The organism is Variovorax sp. (assembly GCF_965279555.1).
Taxonomy (GTDB): domain Bacteria; phylum Pseudomonadota; class Gammaproteobacteria; order Burkholderiales; family Burkholderiaceae_C; genus Variovorax.
Genome location: NZ_OZ257247.1, coordinates 4,699,639 through 4,717,256, shown reverse-complemented (window position 1 = coordinate 4,717,256; position 17,618 = coordinate 4,699,639). Strand labels below are relative to the sequence as shown.

Here is a 17,618-nt window from a genome sequence, read left to right as displayed (position 1 = left end):
CGTTCAGCTCGCGCCGGCTCGGCTCAGCTCTTCTTCGCGCCGCCCGATTCGTAGATGTCCCATGCCTCCTTGGCGCTCGCGCCGCGGTGGATCATGGCCATCAGCGCATCCACCACCGCCGAAGGATTGGCGTGCTGGTACACGTTGCGCCCGTACACCATGCCGACCGCGCCCTGGTCCATCAGCACGCGCGAGCGGGCGAACACCTGCTGCAGGTCTTCGCGTCCGCCGCCGCGCACGAGCACGGGGCAGCGCGCGGCCTGCACCACGCGGTGGAAGTCGGCGGGGTCGCTGGTGGGGTCGGCCTTGACGATGTCGGCGCCCATCTCGCGCGCCAGGCGCACGAGCGTGACGATCTTCCCGGCGTCGCCGTCGACCATGTAGCCGCCTTGCTCGCTGTGCGGGCGCATCACCAGCGGCTCGATCATCAGCGGCATGCCGTAGCGGTCGCAGTCGGCGCGCACGCGTGCGATGTTCTGCACGCACTGGCGGAACAGGTCGGGCTCGTTCGGCAGCATGAACAGGTTGACCACCACGCAGGCCGCGTCGCGCTGCACGGCCGGCAGCACCGGGTCGTGCTCGTTCTGCAGCACCGCCCACATCACGCGGTGCGCGGTGGCGTTGTAGGGGTTGCCCATGTCGATGCGCTGCACCAGCGCCGGCTTGTCGCGGCCGGGGCGGTCCTGCAGCAGGTCGGCCTGCCCGTAGTTGAGCTGGATCGCGTCGGGGCCGGCGGCCACGAGCTTGTCGATCACTTGCGGCATGTCCTCGAGCCCGTTGAGGAACGAGGGCTCGTTGCACACGCCGTGGTCCAGTGCGATGTCCAGGCAGCGCCCGTTGTTCAGCAGTCGGTTCAGGCGTGCGGTCTTGTCCTTCGACATACGAAAGAAATCCTTGTGTTGAGAGTAGTGAAGAAGGGCCTCAGGCCAGTGCGTGGAGGTGCCGGGCCGCCGCCGCGTCGATGAGCGCCAGCGCGTCGTCCTGCAGCTGCACCGAGCCGGCTGCCGCGTTCTCGACCGCCTGCTTGCTCACGCGGGCGCCGCACAGCGCCACCGAGACGCTGCCGCGCGCCAGCGTCCACGCGATCATCAGTTGGCCGAACGAGCATTCGAGCTGCTTGCGCAGCGGCTCCAGCTCTTCGAAGAAGGCCTTGAGCTTCGCGCGGTTCCCGGCGCTGAAGCGCGGGTTGCTCGCGCGCTGGTCGTCGCCGGTGAACTGGCGCGCGGGGTCGATGGGGCCGGCCAGCAGGCCGAGCGCGAGCGACGAATAGCCCAGCACCGCCACGTCGTGCTCGGTGCACAGCGGCACCAGCGTCTGCTCGATCTCGCGGTCGATCAGGCTGTAGCGCTCCTGCGCGGCATCCACCGGGCCGTATTGCAGGTACTCGGCCAGCGTCTCGGGGCTCACGTTGCTCACGCCGATGGCTCGGATCTTTCCCTGCTTCTTCAGCGCGAGCAGCGCATCCATGGTCTCGGCCACGGGCGTGGTGCTGTCCTGCCAGTGCGTGATGTAGAGGTCGATGTAGTCGGTCTGCAGGCGCTTCAGGCTCTCTTCGCATTCATGGAAGATCGAATCGCGCCCGAGGTAGCGATACACCGGGTGGCCGTCTTCTTCGAAGAAGTGCGTTCCCTTCTGCGTGTGCCACACCAGCCCGCACTTGGTGGCGATCACGGCTTCGTGGCGGCGGCCTTTCAGCGCGGTGCCGACGATGCTCTCCGAGCGGCCCAGGCCGTAGGCCGGCGCGGTGTCGATCAGGTTCACGCCCGCGTCCAGCGAGGCCTGGATGGCCAGCACGGCGGCGGCGTTGTCACCGCCGCCCCACATCCAGCCGCCCATGGCCCAGGTGCCTAGGCCGATGGCCGAGCATTCGATGCCCGAGGGGCCCAGCGTTGTCTTCTTCATCGATGCGTTGTTCATCGCTTGGTCTTTCTGGTGTTCATGATGTGGTCGATGGTCACGGCCGCGAGCAGGATCAGGCCCTTGATCACGTCCTGCCAGTAGGGCGACACGTCCAGCAGGATCAGCGAGCTGGTCACCACCGACAGCAGCGCCAGGCCGAGCACCGCGCCCAGCACCGTGCCCGAGCCGCCCTTGAGGCTGGCGCCGCCGATCACCGCGGCGGCGATCACGTTCAGCTCCATGCCCATGCCGAAGGTGGGCGTGGCCGCGCCGAAGCGCGCGGTGTAGATCACGCCTGCCAGGCCCGCCGAGGCCGAGCACAGCACCGTGACCCAGAACTTCACGTGGCCCACGCGAATGCCCGAGTACAGCGCGGCCTTCTCGTTGCTGCCGGTGTAGAACACGCGGCGCAGCAGGGTGGAGCGGCGCAGCACGAAGTCGCTCACCACCACGATCAGCAGAAAAATCAGGATCACCGCCGGAATGCCGAACAGCGTTCCCTGGCCGATGAACTTGAACTCCGCCGGCAGCGAGAACAGCGACTGCGGCGTGCCCTGAGTGAGCGCCAGGCACAGGCCGCGCACTATCACCATGAAGGCCAGCGATGCGATGAAATGGTTCAGCCCGATGCGCGTGACGCAGCCGCCGATCATCGCGCCGATGAGCGCGCTCGCCCCGATGGCCACCAGCCCCGCCGTCCACGGGTCGAAGCCCATGAGGAAGAGCTTGCCCGTGACCACCATCGCGAAGCACACCACCGAGCCCACCGACAGGTCGATGCCGCCGACGATCAGCAAGATCGTCATGCCCACCACCACGATGCCTTCGATGGAGAACGACAGCAGCATCGCGCGCACGTTGTCCCACGTGAGGAAGTACGGCGACGCGAAGCTCATGCCCACGCATAGCGCGGCGATGATGAGCAGCAAGCCCATCTCGCGCATGCTGCCGAGCTTGCTGGCGGGTTTGGCGGGGCCGCCCCCCGACTGATGTGGCTGGAGGCCCGGTGCGGCCCCCGCGTCGAGTTGTGCCGGGTAGTTCATGCTGTCGCTTCCTCTTCGCAAAGTCCCGAGGCCAGCCGCAGCAGCGCCTCTTCCGTCATTTCGTTGTCTTGCACTTCGCCGGCCAGCCGGCCGTCGCGGATCACCAGCGCGCGGTCGCACAGCCCGATGATCTCGGGCAGCTCCGAGGAGATCACCACCACGCCAACGCCCTGGCTCGCCAGCTCTCGCAGGATGTGATGGATCTCCGACTTGGCGCCCACGTCCACGCCGCGCGTGGGTTCGTCCATCAGCAGCACCGAAGGATTGGTGGCCAGCAGCTTGGCGATGGCCACCTTCTGCTGGTTGCCGCCCGACAGGCTCGCCACGTCGATGGCCACGCCGTCGGACTTGAGCTTGAGCTTGGCGCCCAGGTCCACCGCCAGCTTGTGCTCGGCCGCGCGCTGCAGCAGGCCGAAGCGCGAGCTCACGCGCTTCAGCGCCATCGACGCGATGTTCTGCGCGATGGGCAGGTCGAGGTACACGCCCGCCGCCTTGCGGTCTTCGCTGAGATAGGCGATGCCTTCGCGCAGCGCGTCGCTGTACTTGCGGATCGTCAGTGTCCTGCCGCGCAGGCGCACCGTGCCGCGGGTGGCTGGGCGCAGGCCGCAGACGGTCTCGGCGAGTTCGCTGCGCCCGGCGCCCATGAGGCCCGCGATGCCGAGGATCTCGCCGCGCCTGAGCGTGAAAGACACGCCGTGCACGCGCTCGCCGTCGGCGATGTCGCTCACTTCGAGCACCGGCTCGCCGTGCGCCGTGTCGCCATGCTTCGGCGGGTAGTAGTTGCCCAGGTCGCGCCCGACCATGCGGCGCACCAGCGCGTCGGCGTCCAGCTCGGCCAGCGGGCCGCAGTGCACGTTGCGCCCGTCGCGCAGCACCGTCACGCGCGAGCAGTGCGCAAAGATCTCGGCCATGCGGTGGCTGATGTAGATGATGCCGATGCCCTGCGCCTTCAGGTCGTGCAGCACCTTGAAGAGCGCGGCCGATTCGTTGTCTGTCAGCGCGGCGGTGGGCTCGTCGAGGATCAGAACCTTGCAGTCGAGCGTGAGCGCCTTGGCGATCTCGATGAGCTGCTGCGTCGAGATGCTCAGGTCTTTCACCAGCGCCGACGGGTCCACGTCCTGCCCCAGCCGCTGCAGCACACGGGCTGCGCGCGCGTTGAGGCTGGCGTAGTTCATCCACGCATGCTTGCCGGCGTTGATCTCCGGCATGAAGATGTTCTCGGCCACGGTGGCGTCGCCGCACAGGGCGATCTCCTGGTGCACCAGGCCGATGCCCAGGCGCATGGCGTGCGCCGGGCCGTCGATGACCACCTTGCGGCCGTCGAGCGAGATCTCGCCCTCGTCCGGCTGGTGGATGCCGTCGATGATGTTCATCAGCGTGGACTTGCCCGCGCCGTTCTCGCCGCACAGGGCGTGGATCTCGCCGGCGTGCAGCGAGAAGTCCACGCCCGTGAGCGCGCGCGAAGCGCCGAAGCGCTTGCTGATCCCCTTCAGTTCGAGCAATGCGCTCACTGCGTTCACTCGCCGATTCCCTTGGTGCCGCGGCGGGCGAGGTACTTGTCCCAGTAGAAGTCGTCGGCGTTGGCCTTGCTGACCACCGCCAGGCCGTTGTCCAGGAAGGGCACGGACATCGGGTTGGTGCCGTTGCGCTTGGCGTCGTTCATCGGGTCGATGAGCGTCGGGTTCTTGGCCAGGAACAGCATCATCATGCCCATGTAGCCCTGCATGCCCTGGTTCGGGTTGATGGAGCCGAACACGTCGCCCGACTTGATCATGTCCAGGATCTTGGCGTTCACGTCGCAGCACATCACCTTGATGTTCTTCTTGGTCTCGACCTTGGCTTGCGCCGCGCCGAGCGCCGAGTTGGCCTCGGGCATGAAGAGGGCGCCCAGGTTCGGGTTGGCCTGCGCCAGGCTCAGCACGGCCTGGTAGGCCTTGTTCGGGTCCTGGTTGCTGGCGGCGCGGCCCACCAGCTTCATGCCCGGGTGCTTGGTCTTCATGCGGTTGACGAAGGCGGCGATGCGGCGGTCATGGTTGTCCTGGCCCGGGTTCTCCAGCACGGCGTATTCGCCCTTGCCGCCCATCGAGGCCGCGATGGCGTCGGCCGCCTGCGTGCCTTCGCGGTCGTTGTCGGAGGTGATGAACGACGTGCGCTTGGAGTTGGGCGAGTCGGCCGCGAAGGTGACGACCGGGATGCCCATCGCCGCCGCGCGGTTGATGGGCTCGATGAACGGGTCGGGGTTCATCGGGTGCAGCAGGATGCCGGCCGGCTTGCGCGCCAGCTCCTGCTCGAAGGACGCGAGCTGCTTGTTCACGTCGTACTCCGGCGTGCCGGTGTAGCGGGTGCGAACGCCCAGCGTGCGGCCGAGCTGCTTCATCATTTCGTAGACCGGAAACCAGTACTCCACGCCCGACACCATCACGTTCATCACGTAGACGTCGCTGGCATTGCCGCGCAGGCCGGCGCCCGCGGCGGGGGCTGCCGCTTGCTGCTGCGCAAGCGCGCTCGCACCGGCCAGGCCGATACCGGCGGCCGCCGCGGACTTCAGGAAATTACGCCTCATTTTTGTCTCCTCACGTTGTGTGGCACAGCTTGCTGATGCTGCTTTTGAAGGCAGCCTTCTGATCCTCGTTGTCACGACAGTTGTTATGACAGGCTGGAATGTACGCGCTGGCCGTTTGGCGGGATAACTAGGGGAAACGCTACTGGCGATGCGCTTTTATTCCGCCGAAGCTGTTATGACATGAAGACAAAAATACTGATCGGCATCGACATGGGGTCGAGCAGCCTGAAAGCCCTGGCCCTCGAAGCCGGGAGCGGCCGGGCTGTCGCCCTGTCCCGCATGCCACTGCCGCACGACCGGCTGCCCGGAGGGGGATGCGAAGTGGGGGCGGCCGCCATCCGCTGCGCCCTGACCCACGTGCTGCGCGACGTCGCCCACCAGCTCGGCAACCGCGTGGCCGAGGTCCGCGCCATCGGCTGCACCGGCCACGGCGCCGGGCTCTATGCGCTGGACGCGCGCAACGAACTCGTGGGCGCGAGGGCCGTCGCCTCGACCGACCAGCGCGCCGATGCGCGTGCGCGTTCGCTGTCGCTGAGCCACGGGGACGCGCTGTTCGCCGATGTCGGCTGCAGGCCCTGGCCGGGCCAGCCCACCGTGATCGCGGCCGAGCTGCTGGGCACCGACGCCGTGCAGCGCGGCGAGGTGCGCCGGCTGCTGTTCGCGAAGGATTACCTCGGCTTCCTGCTGACCGGCGAGATCGCGACCGACGCGAGCGATGCGAGCACCGCCGGGCTGGTGTCGATTGCCACCGGCACGTGGTCGCAGGCGGCCTTCGATGCATCGGGCATCGCTGACCTCGGGCCCCGTGCCTTCGGTCCTCTGGTACCCAGCGGCGAGGTCGTCGGCAAGCTGCGGCCTGCCGAAGCCGCGCTGTGCGGCCTGCCCGCCGGCATTCCCGTGGCGATGGGCGCCATCGACCTGCTCGCATCGATGGCCGCGATCTGCGCGGAAGGGCGCGAGCGTGCGGTGTCTGTCTTCGGCACATGGTGCGTGAACGCGGTCATCGGACCGGTGATCGAGCCCAAGCCCGACGTGGCGGCGGTCGTGAACTTCGGGCGCGGGGACAGGCGGCTGTACATGGAGAACAGCCCCTCGTCGATGGCCAACATCGCATGGCTGGCCGGCGTGCTGGGCCTGCCGGATTCGCGCGCCGTGGTCGACCTGGCTATGTCGGTGCCGCTGGGCGCGGGCGGCCTGCGCTTCCTGCCGTTCGTGAACGGCGGCGGCGGCGTGACGGCGGGCTTCGTCGGCCTCAAGAGCCATCACACGCGCGGCGACATGGCGCGCGCCGTGGTCGATGCGGTGGCCGCGCTGCACGCACGCCACACGGCGCGGCTCGCGGCCTGCGGGCTGCCGGTGTCGGCCTCGACCGTGCTCGGCGGCGGTGCGAGCGACACGCGCCTCGTGCGCCTGCTGGCCGGCTTTCTGGCGCATCTGGTCGAGCGCTGCGCCGACGACGAAACCGGCGCGCGCGGCGCGGCCATCTACGCCGCCATGTCGCAAGGCATTGACCACGCCGGGCAAGACAGCGCCTTGCTCGCGCCCTGCGACACGGTCGAACCCGACGCCGCGCAGGCGCGCGCCCATGCCGACTTCATGGCCGGCTTCAACGAACTGATCGACACCATGTCTCCTGTGTTTTCACATCTGGCCGGGGGCAAGCAATGAGCGCCTGGCAACTGCCTTTCGTGCGTCCGGCTGCCCTGGCGGATCGCCATTTTTCGACGGTGATCGTCGGCGCCGGCATCAACGGCGTGGGCGTGTTCCGCGACCTGTGCCTGCAGCGCGTCGACTGCCTCATCGTCGACAAGGGCGACTTCAGCGCGGGCGCGAGCAGCGCGCCTTCGCGCATGATCCACGGCGGCCTGCGCTACCTGGAGAACGGCAGCTTCTCGCTGGTGGCCGAGGCCACGCGCGAGCGCAACCTGCTGCTGCGCAACGCGCCGCACCTGGTGCAGCCGCTGAAGACGGTGGTGCCGCTGTCGAGCTTCTTCGGCGGCCTCATGAGCAGCGCGCTCAAGTTCTTCGGCCGCACGCCGCCGCAACGCACGCGCGGCCTGCTGGCCGTGGCGGCGGGCCTGCGCCTGTACGACCTGCTGGGCCGCCGCCAGCGCGTGATGCCCAACCACCGCATCAGCCGCGTGCCGCCCGCCGACCGCAGCCTGTTCCGCGCGGCAGTGCGCTGGACCGCGACCTTCTTCGACGCTTGGATCAGCCACCCCGAATGGCTGGTGCTGGAACTCATCGGCGACGCCTGCCGCGACCAGCCGCGCTCGGCCGCCGCCAACTACTGCCGCGTGATGGGCTGCGCGGGCAACATCCTCACCCTGCGCGACGAGATCACCGGCGCGCTGGTGCGCGTGACGGCCGACACCGTGGTGAACGCCAGCGGCGCGTGGCTGGACCGCAGCACGGCTGTGCTTGGCGGCGCGGGCTCGCGCGTGATGGGCACCAAGGGCTCGCACCTGGTGCTCGACCATCCCGCGCTGCGCGATGCGCTGCAGGGGCGCATGGCCTACTTCGAGGCGGTGGACGGGCGCGTGTGCATCGTCTATCCCTTCCTCGACCGCGTGCTGGTGGGCTCCACCGACATTCCGGTGGAAGACCCCGACCAGATCGCCACGGAGCCGGCCGAGGTCGACTACCTGCTCGAGGTGCTGGCCGAGGTGTTCCCGAACCTCTCGTTCGGCCGCGGCAACGTGGTGTACACCTATGTCGGCGTGCGTCCGCTCGCGCGCTCCGACGCCGACAAGCCGGGGCAGATCTCGCGCGACCATTCGGTGGTGGTCGACCTGCCCAACGCCACGCGCGACATTCCCATCGTCGGCCTGGTCGGCGGTAAGTGGACGACATTCCGCGCGCTGGCAGAAGAAGCGACAAACGAAGTGCTGCAGCAACTGGGCCGCCCGCGCACCGCATCGACCGAGCGGCTGCCCATCGGCGGTGGCGCGGAACTGCCTGCCGATGCGCAGGCCACTGAACGCTTTCTCGACCGCATGGTCACGGCCTCCGGCCTGGGCCGTGCGCGCGCACAGGTGCTGCTGCGCCGCTACGGCTCGAAGGCGCTGCCGCTGGCGCAGCGCCTCGGAGCATCGGGCGACGTGCCGCTGCAGCATGCGCCCGACTACTCCGTCGCCGAGCTGTCCTACCTGTGCCTCGAGACGGGCGTGATCCATCTCGACGATCTCGTGATCCGCCGGACCTTGCTCGCGATTCGCGGCCTCGTCACAGGCGAGGCGCTGGCGGAAATGGCGGGCATCGCGGCCGAGGCGCTGGGCTGGGACGCGGCCCTTGCGCGGCGCGAACTGCTGGCCTGCTCCGCCGCCCTGCGCGAGCGCCACGGCGTGCGGCTTTCGCCGGTGGCCACCGATGCGCCCGCACCTTTCGATGCATCATTGACGACTCCTCAGGCCCTGGGCCAACCCTCGACGTGAACTCTCCGACCGAAATCTCGACCGTGCTCGACCGTGGCTCCGAATCGCCTTTGTGGGCCCAGTTTCGCGACGCGCTGCGCCTGCAGATCCTGCAAGGCGTGCTGCCCATCGGCGCCAAGCTGCCGTCCGAAGCCGAGCTGGGCGAGCAGTTCGGCATCTCGCGCATCGTAGTGCGCGAGGCGCTGGCCGACCTGGTGCGCAACAACCTCATCTACAAGATCAAGGGCCGCGGCGCTTTCGTGTCGGCTCGCGAGCGGGATGAAGATTTCGTCTCGACCGTGCTCGGCTTCTCCGACGAGATGGAGCGCAAGGGCCGCTCGGTGCGCACGCAGATCCTCACTCAGGAACTGCGCCCGCCCACAGAACAGGAAGCGGCGTCGCTCGGGCTCACCGACGACACCCAGGTGGTGGCGCTCAAGCGCCTGCGCAGCGTGGACGGCGAGCTGCGCCTGCTGGTGGAAACCGTGGTGCCCGCCGACCTGGCGCCGGGGCTGCACCGCACACGCCTGGACGACCGCTCGCTGTACGACGTGCTGCGCCGCCAGTACGGCCTGCGCCTGGTGCGCGCCGAACGCTGGATCGACGCGGTGCTGCCCGACGCCGACACCTGCCGGCTGCTGAACCTGCCCACGCCGGAGCCGCTGCTGCGCATCGAGTCGATCGCCTATGGTGCCAACGGAAGGCCGCTGGAGCACTACCGCGCGCTGCACCGCTGCAAGACCAGCCGGCTGCACGTGCAGACGACGACCTGACGTAGTACTCAGCTCTTCGCGGCGTTGCGCGAGGCCTGGGAAGGGCGAACAACTGATGCTGCCTGCGTATTCGTGCCGCGATTGGCCTCATGCGCCTTGGACGGCCCCACTACAAGGGAATTGCTTCGACCCCTAGAATGAACCGATGGAAGCCCAAGAGTTGCTGATAGCTTTGCACGATGAGTCGGCTGGATATGAAATCTCGCCCGACCGAGTGCCCCTGTCCGTGCTGCGCAGCTTTACCCGGGACGTGGATGAATTTCTTCGCGGCGACGGCAACGACGTCGATACCAACGCGCTCGACATTTCCATCGAAAAAGGATCGCTGGCCATTCGCACGGCGCCTACGGCCAATCCTGTCTTGCTGAACGATCTGCGAAAGCTCGCCAACGGCCAAGAGATGGATGGTGTCGGCTTGAAGCGACGCGCGGTGATCGAGCGCTGGCAAAAAAGCGCGCGCGGCGGTCGTCGATGGCGAGTGAGTATTGCAGCGGATTTTCTGCCCGCTGCCATTGTGATCAGCGCCGAATCCGACTTCAGGGCCGACGATGCGGACCAGTGGGTACGTGTCGAGCGCTATGTGCGCGGTGAAATCGAAGACATGGGCGGCCATGCAAAGCCCAACGCCCACATTCGCCTGCCGGACGGCAAGGCACTGCTGGTTGATGCGGCCCGCGAAATGCTGCGAGATGAAAAAATCAATCGTCTCTACAAGCCGGCGATGATCAGGATCGTTGCTGAATACAACGTCATGACACGCGAGTATCGAGGCGCCAAACTCTTGGAGTTCGTCGAGCACGAGAGCCGGCTCGATGAAAAAGACCTGGATCGTTTGACTCAACGCGGGGCCAAGGCATGGCGCGATGTGCCTGATGCGGGTGCTTGGATCGACGAGCTTCGGGGAAGCAAGGAGTGAGCGCGATTCTGCTCGACACGAGCTACCTGATCTCGCTGGCCGATCCGACGCGTGCGCATCATCAAGCTGCGGTCAGCTATCTTCGAGAAGCTCTGAAGCGCGGCGTGCCGCTGTATCTATCGGCAATTGCGGCTTCGGAATTCCAGGTCAAGCAAGCAGTGACCGATTTGCCATTGCGCAATTTCGAAGTACTCCCTTTCAACATCGACCACGCCATGACCGCCGGATTGCTGATGCGCGATCTCAAGAGAGATGGCAACGATGATCGAAGTGCTGTCAAGGACGACATCAAGCTGATCGCCCAGGCGATCTGCGAATCGTTGACGCATATCCTCACAGAGGATGCTCAAACTTTGGTGAAGTACCTACGCAGACTGAACGACGCTGGCACCAGCGTCGTAAAGCCGATCTTGTTGGCCGACGGCTTCGACTCCGCCTGGTTTGACAATGGCCAACGAGGACTCCTGGGCGACCTTAACGCTTGAGTCGTGATTGAGCGTCAGTGCTCAAGCATCGTTCATTCAGTTCGTCAGCAGCCGCTTCAGATACCGCCCCGTGTGGCTCGCCTCGTTCGCCGCGATGTCTTCCGGCGTGCCTTCGCCCACCACCGTGCCGCCGCCCGCGCCGCCTTCAGGCCCCATGTCGATCAGCCAGTCGGCCGTCTTGATGACGTCGAGGTTGTGCTCGATCACGACGATGGTGTTGCCCGCGTCGCGCAGCTGGTGCAGCACCTTCAGCAGCAGCTCGATGTCGGCGAAGTGCAGGCCGGTGGTCGGCTCATCGAGGATGTAGAGCGTGCGGCCGGTGTCGCGCTTGCTCAGCTCCAGCGCGAGCTTCACGCGCTGCGCCTCGCCGCCCGACAGCGTGGTGGCCGACTGGCCGAGCTTGATGTAGCTCAGGCCCACGTCCAGCAGGGTGCGCAGCTTGCGCTCGATGGTCGGCACGGCCTTCAAGAACTCGTGCGCGGTCTCGACCGTCATCTCCAGGATCTGCGCGATGTTCTTGCCCTTGTAGAGCACCTCCAGCGTCTCGCGGTTGTAGCGCTGGCCGTGGCATACCTCGCAGGGCACGTACACGTCGGGCAGGAAGTGCATCTCGACCTTCACCACGCCGTCGCCCTGGCAGGCCTCGCAGCGCCCGCCCGCCACGTTGAAGCTGAAGCGGCCCGGGCCGTAGCCGCGCTCACGCGCGGTGTTGGTCTCTGCCATCAGTTCGCGGATGGGCGTGAACAGGCCGGTGTAGGTGGCCGGGTTGCTGCGCGGCGTGCGGCCGATGGGGCTCTGGTCGACGTTGATGACCTTGTCGAAATACTCGATGCCCTCGACCGATTCGTGTTCGGCCGGTTCCTCATGCGCGCGGTACAGCGTGCGCGCCACCGCGGTGTAGAGCGTGTCGTTCACCAGCGTCGACTTGCCCGAGCCCGACACGCCCGTCACGCAGGTCAGCAGGCCGACCGGGAAGGCGACGCTCACGTTCTTCAGGTTGTTGCCGGTGGCGCCGACCACGCGAATCTCCTGCAGGTCGGTCTGCGTGGCCAGGTGGGCGGCCTCGCGCGCCGCGCGGCGCTCGGCGGCCGGGCTCTGCGGAAAGCGCGAGGGCTTCTTGCCTTCGTTGAACGCGGGCTTGTTCACCACCGGCAGCCATGCGGTGCGGCGCTTGGGCACTTCGATCTTGCGCGTGCCCGACAGGTACTGGCCGGTGAGCGAATCGGGGTTGGCCGACACCTCGGCATAGGTGCCCTGCGCCATCACGCGCCCGCCGTGCACGCCGGCGCCGGGGCCCATGTCGATTACGTGGTCGGCGGCGTGGATCATGTCCTCGTCGTGCTCGACCACGATCACGCTGTTGCCGATGTCGCGCAGATGCTTCAGCGTGCCGATGAGGCGGTCGTTGTCGCGCTGGTGCAGGCCGATGCTGGGCTCGTCGAGCACGTACATCACGCCGGTGAGGCCCGAGCCGATCTGCGACGCCAGGCGGATGCGCTGCGCCTCGCCACCGGAGAGCGTCTCTGCGCTGCGGTCCAGGCTCAGGTAGTTCAGGCCCACGTCGTTCAGGAATTTGAGGCGCAGGCCGATTTCGCGCACCACCTTGTCGGCGATGTCGGCCTTGGCGCCGCGCAGCTTGAGCGTCTGGAACCAGGCCAGCGAATCGCGCAAGGTGAGATGGCTGAGCTCGAAGATCGCCATGCGCGGCGGCTCGCCGCCGTCGGCCGGACGTGCCGATTCATCGACCAGGAACACGTTGCGCGCCTCGCGCCGCAGCCGCGAGCCGCCGCAGTCGGGGCAGGGCTGCAGATTGCGAAAGCGCGCGAGGTCTTCGCGCACCATCACCGAGTCGGTCTCGCGGTAGCGCCGCGCCATGTTCGGGATGATCCCCTCGAAGGGGTGCTTCTTCGTGAGCTTCTTGCCCGCGAAGTTGCCCGACTCCATGGTGTAGTTGAACTTGATCTCCTCGGCGGCCGAGCCGTGCAGCAGCACCTGCTGCACCGAGGCCGGCAATGACTCGAAGGGCGCGTCGACGTCGAACTTGTAGTGCTTGGCGACGCTCTCGATCATGCTGAAGTAGTAGCCGTTGCGGCGGTCCCAGCCCTTGATGGCGCCGCTGGCCAGCGACAGCGAGGGGAAGGCCACCACGCGCGCCGGGTCGAACACTTCCCTGTGGCCCAGGCCGTCGCAGCTCGGGCAGGCGCCCACCGGCGAGTTGAAAGAGAACAGGCGCGGCTCCAGCTCCGACAGCGAGTAGTGGCAGATCGGGCAGGCGAACTTGGCGTTGAACAGGTGCTCCTTATCGGCCGCACCTTCGGCGCCCAGCTCCAGCGCAATGGCGCGGCCTTCCGCCAGGCGCAGCGCGGCCTCGAAGCTCTCGGCCAGCCGCTGCTGCATGTCGGGGCGAGCGCGCAGGCGGTCGATGACCACGTCGATGTCGTGCTTCTCGGTCTTCTTGAGCTTGGGCAGGTCGTTGTATTCGTATGTTTGCCCGTCGACGCGGAAGCGGATGTAGCCGGCCGCCTGCATCTCGGCGAAGAGCTCGAGGAACTCGCCTTTCTTCTCGCGTGCCACCGGCGCCAGGATCATCAGCCGCGGCTCGCCGGGCAGGGCGAGCGTGGCGTCGACCATCTGCGAGACGGTCTGCGCCTGCAGCGGCAGGTGGTGGTCGGGGCAGTAGGGCGTGCCGGCGCGGGCATACAGCAGGCGCAGGTAGTCGTGGATTTCGGTCACCGTGCCCACGGTGGAGCGCGGGTTGTGGCTGGTGGCCTTCTGCTCGATGCTGATGGCGGGCGACAGGCCCTCGATCACGTCGACATCGGGCTTGTCCATGAGCTGCAGGAACTGCCGCGCGTAGGCCGAGAGGCTTTCCACATAGCGCCGCTGCCCTTCGGCATACAGCGTGTCGAAGGCCAGGCTCGACTTGCCCGAGCCCGACAGGCCGGTGATGACCACCAGCTTGTTGCGCGGAATGTCGAGGTCGACGTTCTTCAGGTTGTGGGTGCGCGCGCCGCGGATGCTGATGCGCTGCTGCGCCAGCACCGCGCCGAGGTAGGTGTCGCGTTCGCGTTCCGCATCGCGGGCGCGTTCTGCAGCTTCAGCGGCTTCTGCCGTGGCTAGTTCAGTGGCTTTGGAATTCAAAGGAGGCGATCGTCCGAGGGCAACCGGACATGATAGACCGCCCGGGAATTCATGGCGAGCGGGCGGGATCAGGCGCCGCGGGCGCGGGCGCGGGCGCGGGGGCTTGCGGCGGCGGCGGATGCACCGGTTCGGCGGCGCCGATGGCCCGCCCGACCATGTATTCGGCCAGGGTGTCGTACAGCGGGCGGCTGATCATGCGGGAGACCAGGCTGGCCAGCATGGCCGCGGCCATCAGGCTCAGCACCATCGAATGCCCGTCGACCATTTCCATCACGATGATGAAGGCGGTGAGCGGCGCCTGCGTCACCGCCGCCAGGAAGGCGGCCATGCCCAGCGCGATGAGCGCCGGGCCGAGTTCGCTGCTGCCCAGCTGCGACACCGCGTCGCCGATGCCCGCGCCGATGGACAGCGCCGGCGCGAAGATGCCGCCCGGCACGCCGCACCACGCCGTGAGCCAGGTGGCGACGAACTTGAGCACCGTATAGAGCGGCGTCAGCTCGTCATGGCCCTGCAGCATCTGCTTGACCGCCTCGGAGCCCGCGCCGAAGGTGACGCCGCCCGTGACCAGCCCGATGACGGCCACCGCCAGCCCGCCCGCAGCCGCGAACCGCACCGGAAAACGTGCCCGCCAGCGGTTGAAGCGCCCCGGCGCGCCGGTGAGCGAGGCTGTCAGCAGCCGCGCGAACAGCCCGCCGGCAGCGCCGCTGAGCAGCGTGACCAGCAGGCCGGGCCCGAGCGCGTCCCAGCCCAGCCGGGGCACGCGGATCACGCCGAAGTAGCTGGTGTTGCCGAACGCCGAGACGGCCACCAGGCCCGCCAGCACGATGGCCGTGATGATCAGGCCGCTGGAGCGCGCCTCGAGCCGGCCCGAGAGTTCCTCGATGGCGAACACCACGCCCGCCAGCGGCGCATTGAAGGCCGCCGCGATGCCGGCGGCACCGCCGGCCACCAGCAGCGCGCGGCCGTCGATGGCGGTGTTGGGCGAGAGCCAGCGCCGCGCGTGCTGCATCACCCCGGCCGCGACCTGCACGGAAGGCCCCTCGCGCCCGATCGACAGCCCGGCCGCGAAACCCGCCGCGCCCAGCCCGATCTTGGCGACCGTGAGCCGCAATGAGGCGAAGAAGAAGCGGCGCTCTTCCGGCAGGGCGGGGTGCAGCGCCGCCTTGATCTGCGGAATGCCCGAGCCGCCCGCGCCGGGAAAGAAGCGCAGCGTGAACCACACGATGCCCGCCGTGATCAGCGGCGTCGTCAGCAGCACGGCCCAGGGCCAAGCGCGGTAGAAGCGGTGGAACTGGCCGAAGACCCAGTCGCTGGCGAGCGTGAAGCCCACCACGAAAAGCCCGGCCGCGATGGCGTAGCCCAGCACGATGGCCCGGTCGAGCCAGACGCGGCCGCTGGACAACTCGGCGCGCAGGTGCTCGAGGAAATCGGGTTCGCGGTTCATGGGAGGGCATTCTGGCACCGACGGGGTATTTGGCTTGTCGGCCTTCGGGCACAATGGAGGGTTCCTCTCAACCTTCTCCTTTATCCACTTATCAGGGGCAGTGCATATGGCATCGGTCAATAAAGTCATCGTCGTCGGCAACCTGGGGCGCGACCCCGAAATGCGGACCTTCCCGAGCGGCGATCAGGTCGCGAACGTCACAGTGGCCACCACCGATCGCTGGAAAGACAAGCAAAGCGGCGAAATGCGCGAAGCCACCGAATGGCACCGCATCGTCTTCAACGGCCGCCTTGCCGAAATCGCCGGCCAGTACCTGCGCAAGGGTTCGCAGGTCTATGTCGAAGGAAGCCTGCGCACGCGCAAGTGGACCGACAAGGACGGCATCGAAAAGTACACCACCGAAATCCGCGCCGACCAGATGCAGATGCTCGGCAGCCGTCAAGGCCAGGGCGGCCCGTCGGGCGGTCCCGAGGACGACGGCGGCTACTCGCAAGGCGGTGGCGGTGGCGGCAGCGGTTACTCGCAGGGCGGCAACGGCGGTGGCGGCGGATACGCACCCCGTGCACCCGCGGCGGCTCCGCGTGCTCCGGCACCGGCTCCGCGCCAGGCACCGGCCAAGTCGTCGTCGGGCTTCGACGACATGGATGACGATATTCCGTTCTAGGACCGACTTTTCGGATTTGTCAACAAAGGCTCGCTCTTCCAAGGGCGGGCCTTTTTCTTTGCCCGCCAGTCAGGTCCGGTCGCCGCGCGGCCTCGTGTCCACGACATGGCCTTCGTACTGCGGCAGGTCGTCCGTGATGGTGAACCAGGGCGCCTTGGAGCCGACGAAGATGTGCGCGCTCGGGCGAATGCGCGGCGTGTCCGTCAGCGTGCCCAGCGTGACGTGCACGAACAGGCCTTCGCGCACCACCGAGAAGAGCAGCGATCCGCACTTGCCGCAATGCAGGTCGCCCGCGTCCTTTTCTCCGTGGACCATCAATTGGTCTTCGCCCCGGGTGATCGACAGCTTGTGCCGCTCGATGCCCGCGAAGGGCTTGAAGGCCGAGCCTGTGGCGCGGCGGCAGTCGCCGCAGTGGCAGTTCAGCGCATAGCCGAACTCATCTGCCACCGCGTAGTGGACGGCGCCGCACAGGCATCTTCCGGCAAGCATCTGGTGCAGCAAAAAAGCGGCCTCAGCCCGCCAGCCCCACGAACACGTTCTGCACGTCGTCGTTCGCGTCGATGGCCGCCAGGAAGGTCTCGACTTCCTCCAGGTCTTCCGCGCTCAGGCTCGCCGGGTCGACCGGGTTCTTGGGCTTGTAGCCCAGCTTGGCCGACAGCACGGTGAAGCCCTGGGCCGGCAGCGCGCGGCTCACCAGGTCGAGGTCGGTCGGGTCGGTCAGGAAGACCACGGAATTGCCTTCCTCGGCCGTTTCGAAATCTTGCGCGCCGGCCTCGATGGCGGCCACTTCGGCGTCGGCGTCGGGCCTGGCGGGTTCGGCTTCGATCATGCCGACGTGGTCGAAGTCCCACGACACCGAGCCAGAGGTGCCCAACTGGCCCTTGCGGAACAGCACGCGCATTTCAGGCGCGGTGCGGTTCACGTTGTCGGTCAGGCACTCGACCATCACCGGCACGCGGTGCGGCGCGAAGCCTTCATAGATCACGTGCTCGAAATGCACTGCCTCGCCGGTGAGGCCGGCGCCTTTCTTGATGGCGCGGTCGAGCGTGTCCTTGGGCATCGAGACCTTGCGGGCCTGTTCCACCACGAGGCGAAGACGCGAGTTGCCGGCCGGATCGGCGCCGTTGCGCGCGGCCATCATGATTTCCTTGGCGAGTTTGCCGAACAACCGGCCCTTGGCATTGGCTGCCAGGTCCTTGTGTTTCGCTTTCCATTGGGCGCCCATGGCTGATTCCTTCTCGAGTGTGTGTTTGCGGCCGTGTCTGGCTCTCTGCAGA

The 17,618-nt window shown here is 67.5% G+C and carries 15 protein-coding genes; 6 read left to right on the top strand and 9 right to left on the bottom strand.

Translation table 11 applies throughout. The annotated features are described in order from the left end of the window. Nucleotides 1-23: 23 nt before the first annotated feature. Genes ACQY8B_RS22055 through ACQY8B_RS22035 form a run of 5 tightly spaced genes read right to left on the bottom strand, consistent with a single transcriptional unit; the run spans nucleotide 24 to nucleotide 5,505 of the window. Nucleotides 24-881: a class I fructose-bisphosphate aldolase gene (locus tag ACQY8B_RS22055; RefSeq protein ID WP_422088657.1), complete on the bottom strand. Its 858-nt coding sequence runs from the start codon at nucleotides 879-881 to the stop codon at nucleotides 24-26. A gap of 40 nt (nucleotides 882-921) precedes the next feature. Continuing rightward, nucleotides 922-1,902 carry an aldo/keto reductase gene (locus ACQY8B_RS22050; protein ID WP_422089094.1) on the bottom strand — a complete coding sequence of 327 codons (981 nt, stop codon included), beginning with the start codon at nucleotides 1,900-1,902 and terminating at the stop codon, nucleotides 922-924. Nucleotides 1,903-1,913: 11 nt separating this feature from the next. Then, the gene (locus tag ACQY8B_RS22045; protein WP_409194690.1) at nucleotides 1,914-2,942 is read right to left on the bottom strand and encodes an ABC transporter permease; all 1,029 of its coding nucleotides are present in this window, start codon (nucleotides 2,940-2,942) and stop codon (nucleotides 1,914-1,916) included. Further along, the gene (locus ACQY8B_RS22040) at nucleotides 2,939-4,462 is read right to left on the bottom strand and encodes a sugar ABC transporter ATP-binding protein (RefSeq protein ID WP_422088656.1); all 1,524 of its coding nucleotides are present in this window, start codon (nucleotides 4,460-4,462) and stop codon (nucleotides 2,939-2,941) included. The genes ACQY8B_RS22045 and ACQY8B_RS22040 overlap by 4 nt, the downstream gene beginning before the upstream one ends. After that, nucleotides 4,459-5,505 carry a substrate-binding domain-containing protein gene (locus tag ACQY8B_RS22035; protein WP_422088655.1) on the bottom strand — a complete coding sequence of 349 codons (1,047 nt, stop codon included), beginning with the start codon at nucleotides 5,503-5,505 and terminating at the stop codon, nucleotides 4,459-4,461. The genes ACQY8B_RS22040 and ACQY8B_RS22035 overlap by 4 nt, the downstream gene beginning before the upstream one ends. 180 nt (nucleotides 5,506-5,685) lie before the next feature. On the opposite strand from ACQY8B_RS22035, the gene ACQY8B_RS22030 reads away from it, so the two are divergent. The 5 genes from ACQY8B_RS22030 to ACQY8B_RS22010 all read left to right on the top strand — a co-directional run bounded on the left by ACQY8B_RS22030 (nucleotide 5,686) and on the right by ACQY8B_RS22010 (nucleotide 11,092). Next, the gene (locus ACQY8B_RS22030) at nucleotides 5,686-7,173 is read left to right on the top strand and encodes an FGGY family carbohydrate kinase (RefSeq protein WP_422088654.1); all 1,488 of its coding nucleotides are present in this window, start codon (nucleotides 5,686-5,688) and stop codon (nucleotides 7,171-7,173) included. After that, nucleotides 7,170-8,939: a glycerol-3-phosphate dehydrogenase/oxidase gene (locus ACQY8B_RS22025; protein ID WP_422088653.1), complete on the top strand. Its 1,770-nt coding sequence runs from the start codon at nucleotides 7,170-7,172 to the stop codon at nucleotides 8,937-8,939. The genes ACQY8B_RS22030 and ACQY8B_RS22025 overlap by 4 nt, the downstream gene beginning before the upstream one ends. Further along, nucleotides 8,936-9,691: a GntR family transcriptional regulator gene (locus tag ACQY8B_RS22020; RefSeq protein ID WP_422088652.1), complete on the top strand. Its 756-nt coding sequence runs from the start codon at nucleotides 8,936-8,938 to the stop codon at nucleotides 9,689-9,691. The genes ACQY8B_RS22025 and ACQY8B_RS22020 overlap by 4 nt, the downstream gene beginning before the upstream one ends. A 145-nt stretch (nucleotides 9,692-9,836) precedes the next feature. After that, on the top strand, nucleotides 9,837-10,607 hold the full coding sequence (locus ACQY8B_RS22015; protein ID WP_422088651.1) for a hypothetical protein: 771 nt from the start codon (nucleotides 9,837-9,839) through the stop codon (nucleotides 10,605-10,607). Then, nucleotides 10,604-11,092 (top strand): type II toxin-antitoxin system VapC family toxin, encoded by a 489-nt coding sequence (locus tag ACQY8B_RS22010; RefSeq protein WP_422088650.1) that lies wholly within the window; start codon nucleotides 10,604-10,606, stop codon nucleotides 11,090-11,092. Before ACQY8B_RS22015 ends, ACQY8B_RS22010 begins: the two co-directional genes overlap by 4 nt. 36 nt (nucleotides 11,093-11,128) lie before the next feature. Here the strand turns inward: ACQY8B_RS22010 and uvrA are convergent, their stop codons facing one another. Beyond that, complete coding sequence (uvrA, locus tag ACQY8B_RS22005; protein WP_422088649.1) at nucleotides 11,129-14,233, bottom strand: excinuclease ABC subunit UvrA; 3,105 nt, start codon at nucleotides 14,231-14,233, stop codon at nucleotides 11,129-11,131. Between the two features lie 49 nt (nucleotides 14,234-14,282). Next, nucleotides 14,283-15,677 (bottom strand): chloride channel protein, encoded by a 1,395-nt coding sequence (locus tag ACQY8B_RS22000; RefSeq protein WP_422088648.1) that lies wholly within the window; start codon nucleotides 15,675-15,677, stop codon nucleotides 14,283-14,285. A gap of 106 nt (nucleotides 15,678-15,783) precedes the next feature. Between ACQY8B_RS22000 and ssb the strand changes: the two genes are divergently transcribed. Then, a complete protein-coding gene (gene ssb, locus ACQY8B_RS21995) occupies nucleotides 15,784-16,341 on the top strand; it encodes a single-stranded DNA-binding protein (protein ID WP_422088647.1) in 558 nt (185 codons plus the stop codon). A gap of 69 nt (nucleotides 16,342-16,410) precedes the next feature. On the opposite strand, the gene ACQY8B_RS21990 is transcribed toward ssb, so the two are convergent. Further along, entirely contained in the window at nucleotides 16,411-16,830 is a 420-nt protein-coding gene (locus ACQY8B_RS21990; RefSeq protein WP_422088646.1) for a GFA family protein, read from the bottom strand. Nucleotides 16,831-16,852: 22 nt separating this feature from the next. Next, the gene (locus ACQY8B_RS21985) at nucleotides 16,853-17,566 is read right to left on the bottom strand and encodes a YebC/PmpR family DNA-binding transcriptional regulator (protein ID WP_422088645.1); all 714 of its coding nucleotides are present in this window, start codon (nucleotides 17,564-17,566) and stop codon (nucleotides 16,853-16,855) included. Between the last annotated feature and the right edge of the window lie 52 nt (nucleotides 17,567-17,618).

Excerpts from the sequence above, each read along its gene's own strand:
- ACQY8B_RS22055 (WP_422088657.1), bottom strand. The coding sequence starts at position 881 with ATGTCGAAGGACAAGACCGCACGCCTGAACCGACTGCTGAACAACGGG.
- ACQY8B_RS22050 (WP_422089094.1), bottom strand. The coding sequence starts at position 1,902 with ATGAAGAAGACAACGCTGGGCCCCTCGGGCATCGAATGCTCGGCCATC.
- ACQY8B_RS22045 (WP_409194690.1), bottom strand. The coding sequence starts at position 2,942 with ATGAACTACCCGGCACAACTCGACGCGGGGGCCGCACCGGGCCTCCAG.
- ACQY8B_RS22035 (WP_422088655.1), bottom strand. The coding sequence starts at position 5,505 with ATGAGGCGTAATTTCCTGAAGTCCGCGGCGGCCGCCGGTATCGGCCTG.
- ACQY8B_RS22030 (WP_422088654.1), top strand. The coding sequence starts at position 5,686 with ATGAAGACAAAAATACTGATCGGCATCGACATGGGGTCGAGCAGCCTG.
- ACQY8B_RS22025 (WP_422088653.1), top strand. The coding sequence starts at position 7,170 with ATGAGCGCCTGGCAACTGCCTTTCGTGCGTCCGGCTGCCCTGGCGGAT.
- ACQY8B_RS22015 (WP_422088651.1), top strand. The coding sequence starts at position 9,837 with ATGGAAGCCCAAGAGTTGCTGATAGCTTTGCACGATGAGTCGGCTGGA.
- ACQY8B_RS22000 (WP_422088648.1), bottom strand. The coding sequence starts at position 15,677 with ATGAACCGCGAACCCGATTTCCTCGAGCACCTGCGCGCCGAGTTGTCC.
- ssb (WP_422088647.1), top strand. The coding sequence starts at position 15,784 with ATGGCATCGGTCAATAAAGTCATCGTCGTCGGCAACCTGGGGCGCGAC.
- ACQY8B_RS21990 (WP_422088646.1), bottom strand. The coding sequence starts at position 16,830 with ATGCTTGCCGGAAGATGCCTGTGCGGCGCCGTCCACTACGCGGTGGCA.
- ACQY8B_RS21985 (WP_422088645.1), bottom strand. The coding sequence starts at position 17,566 with ATGGGCGCCCAATGGAAAGCGAAACACAAGGACCTGGCAGCCAATGCC.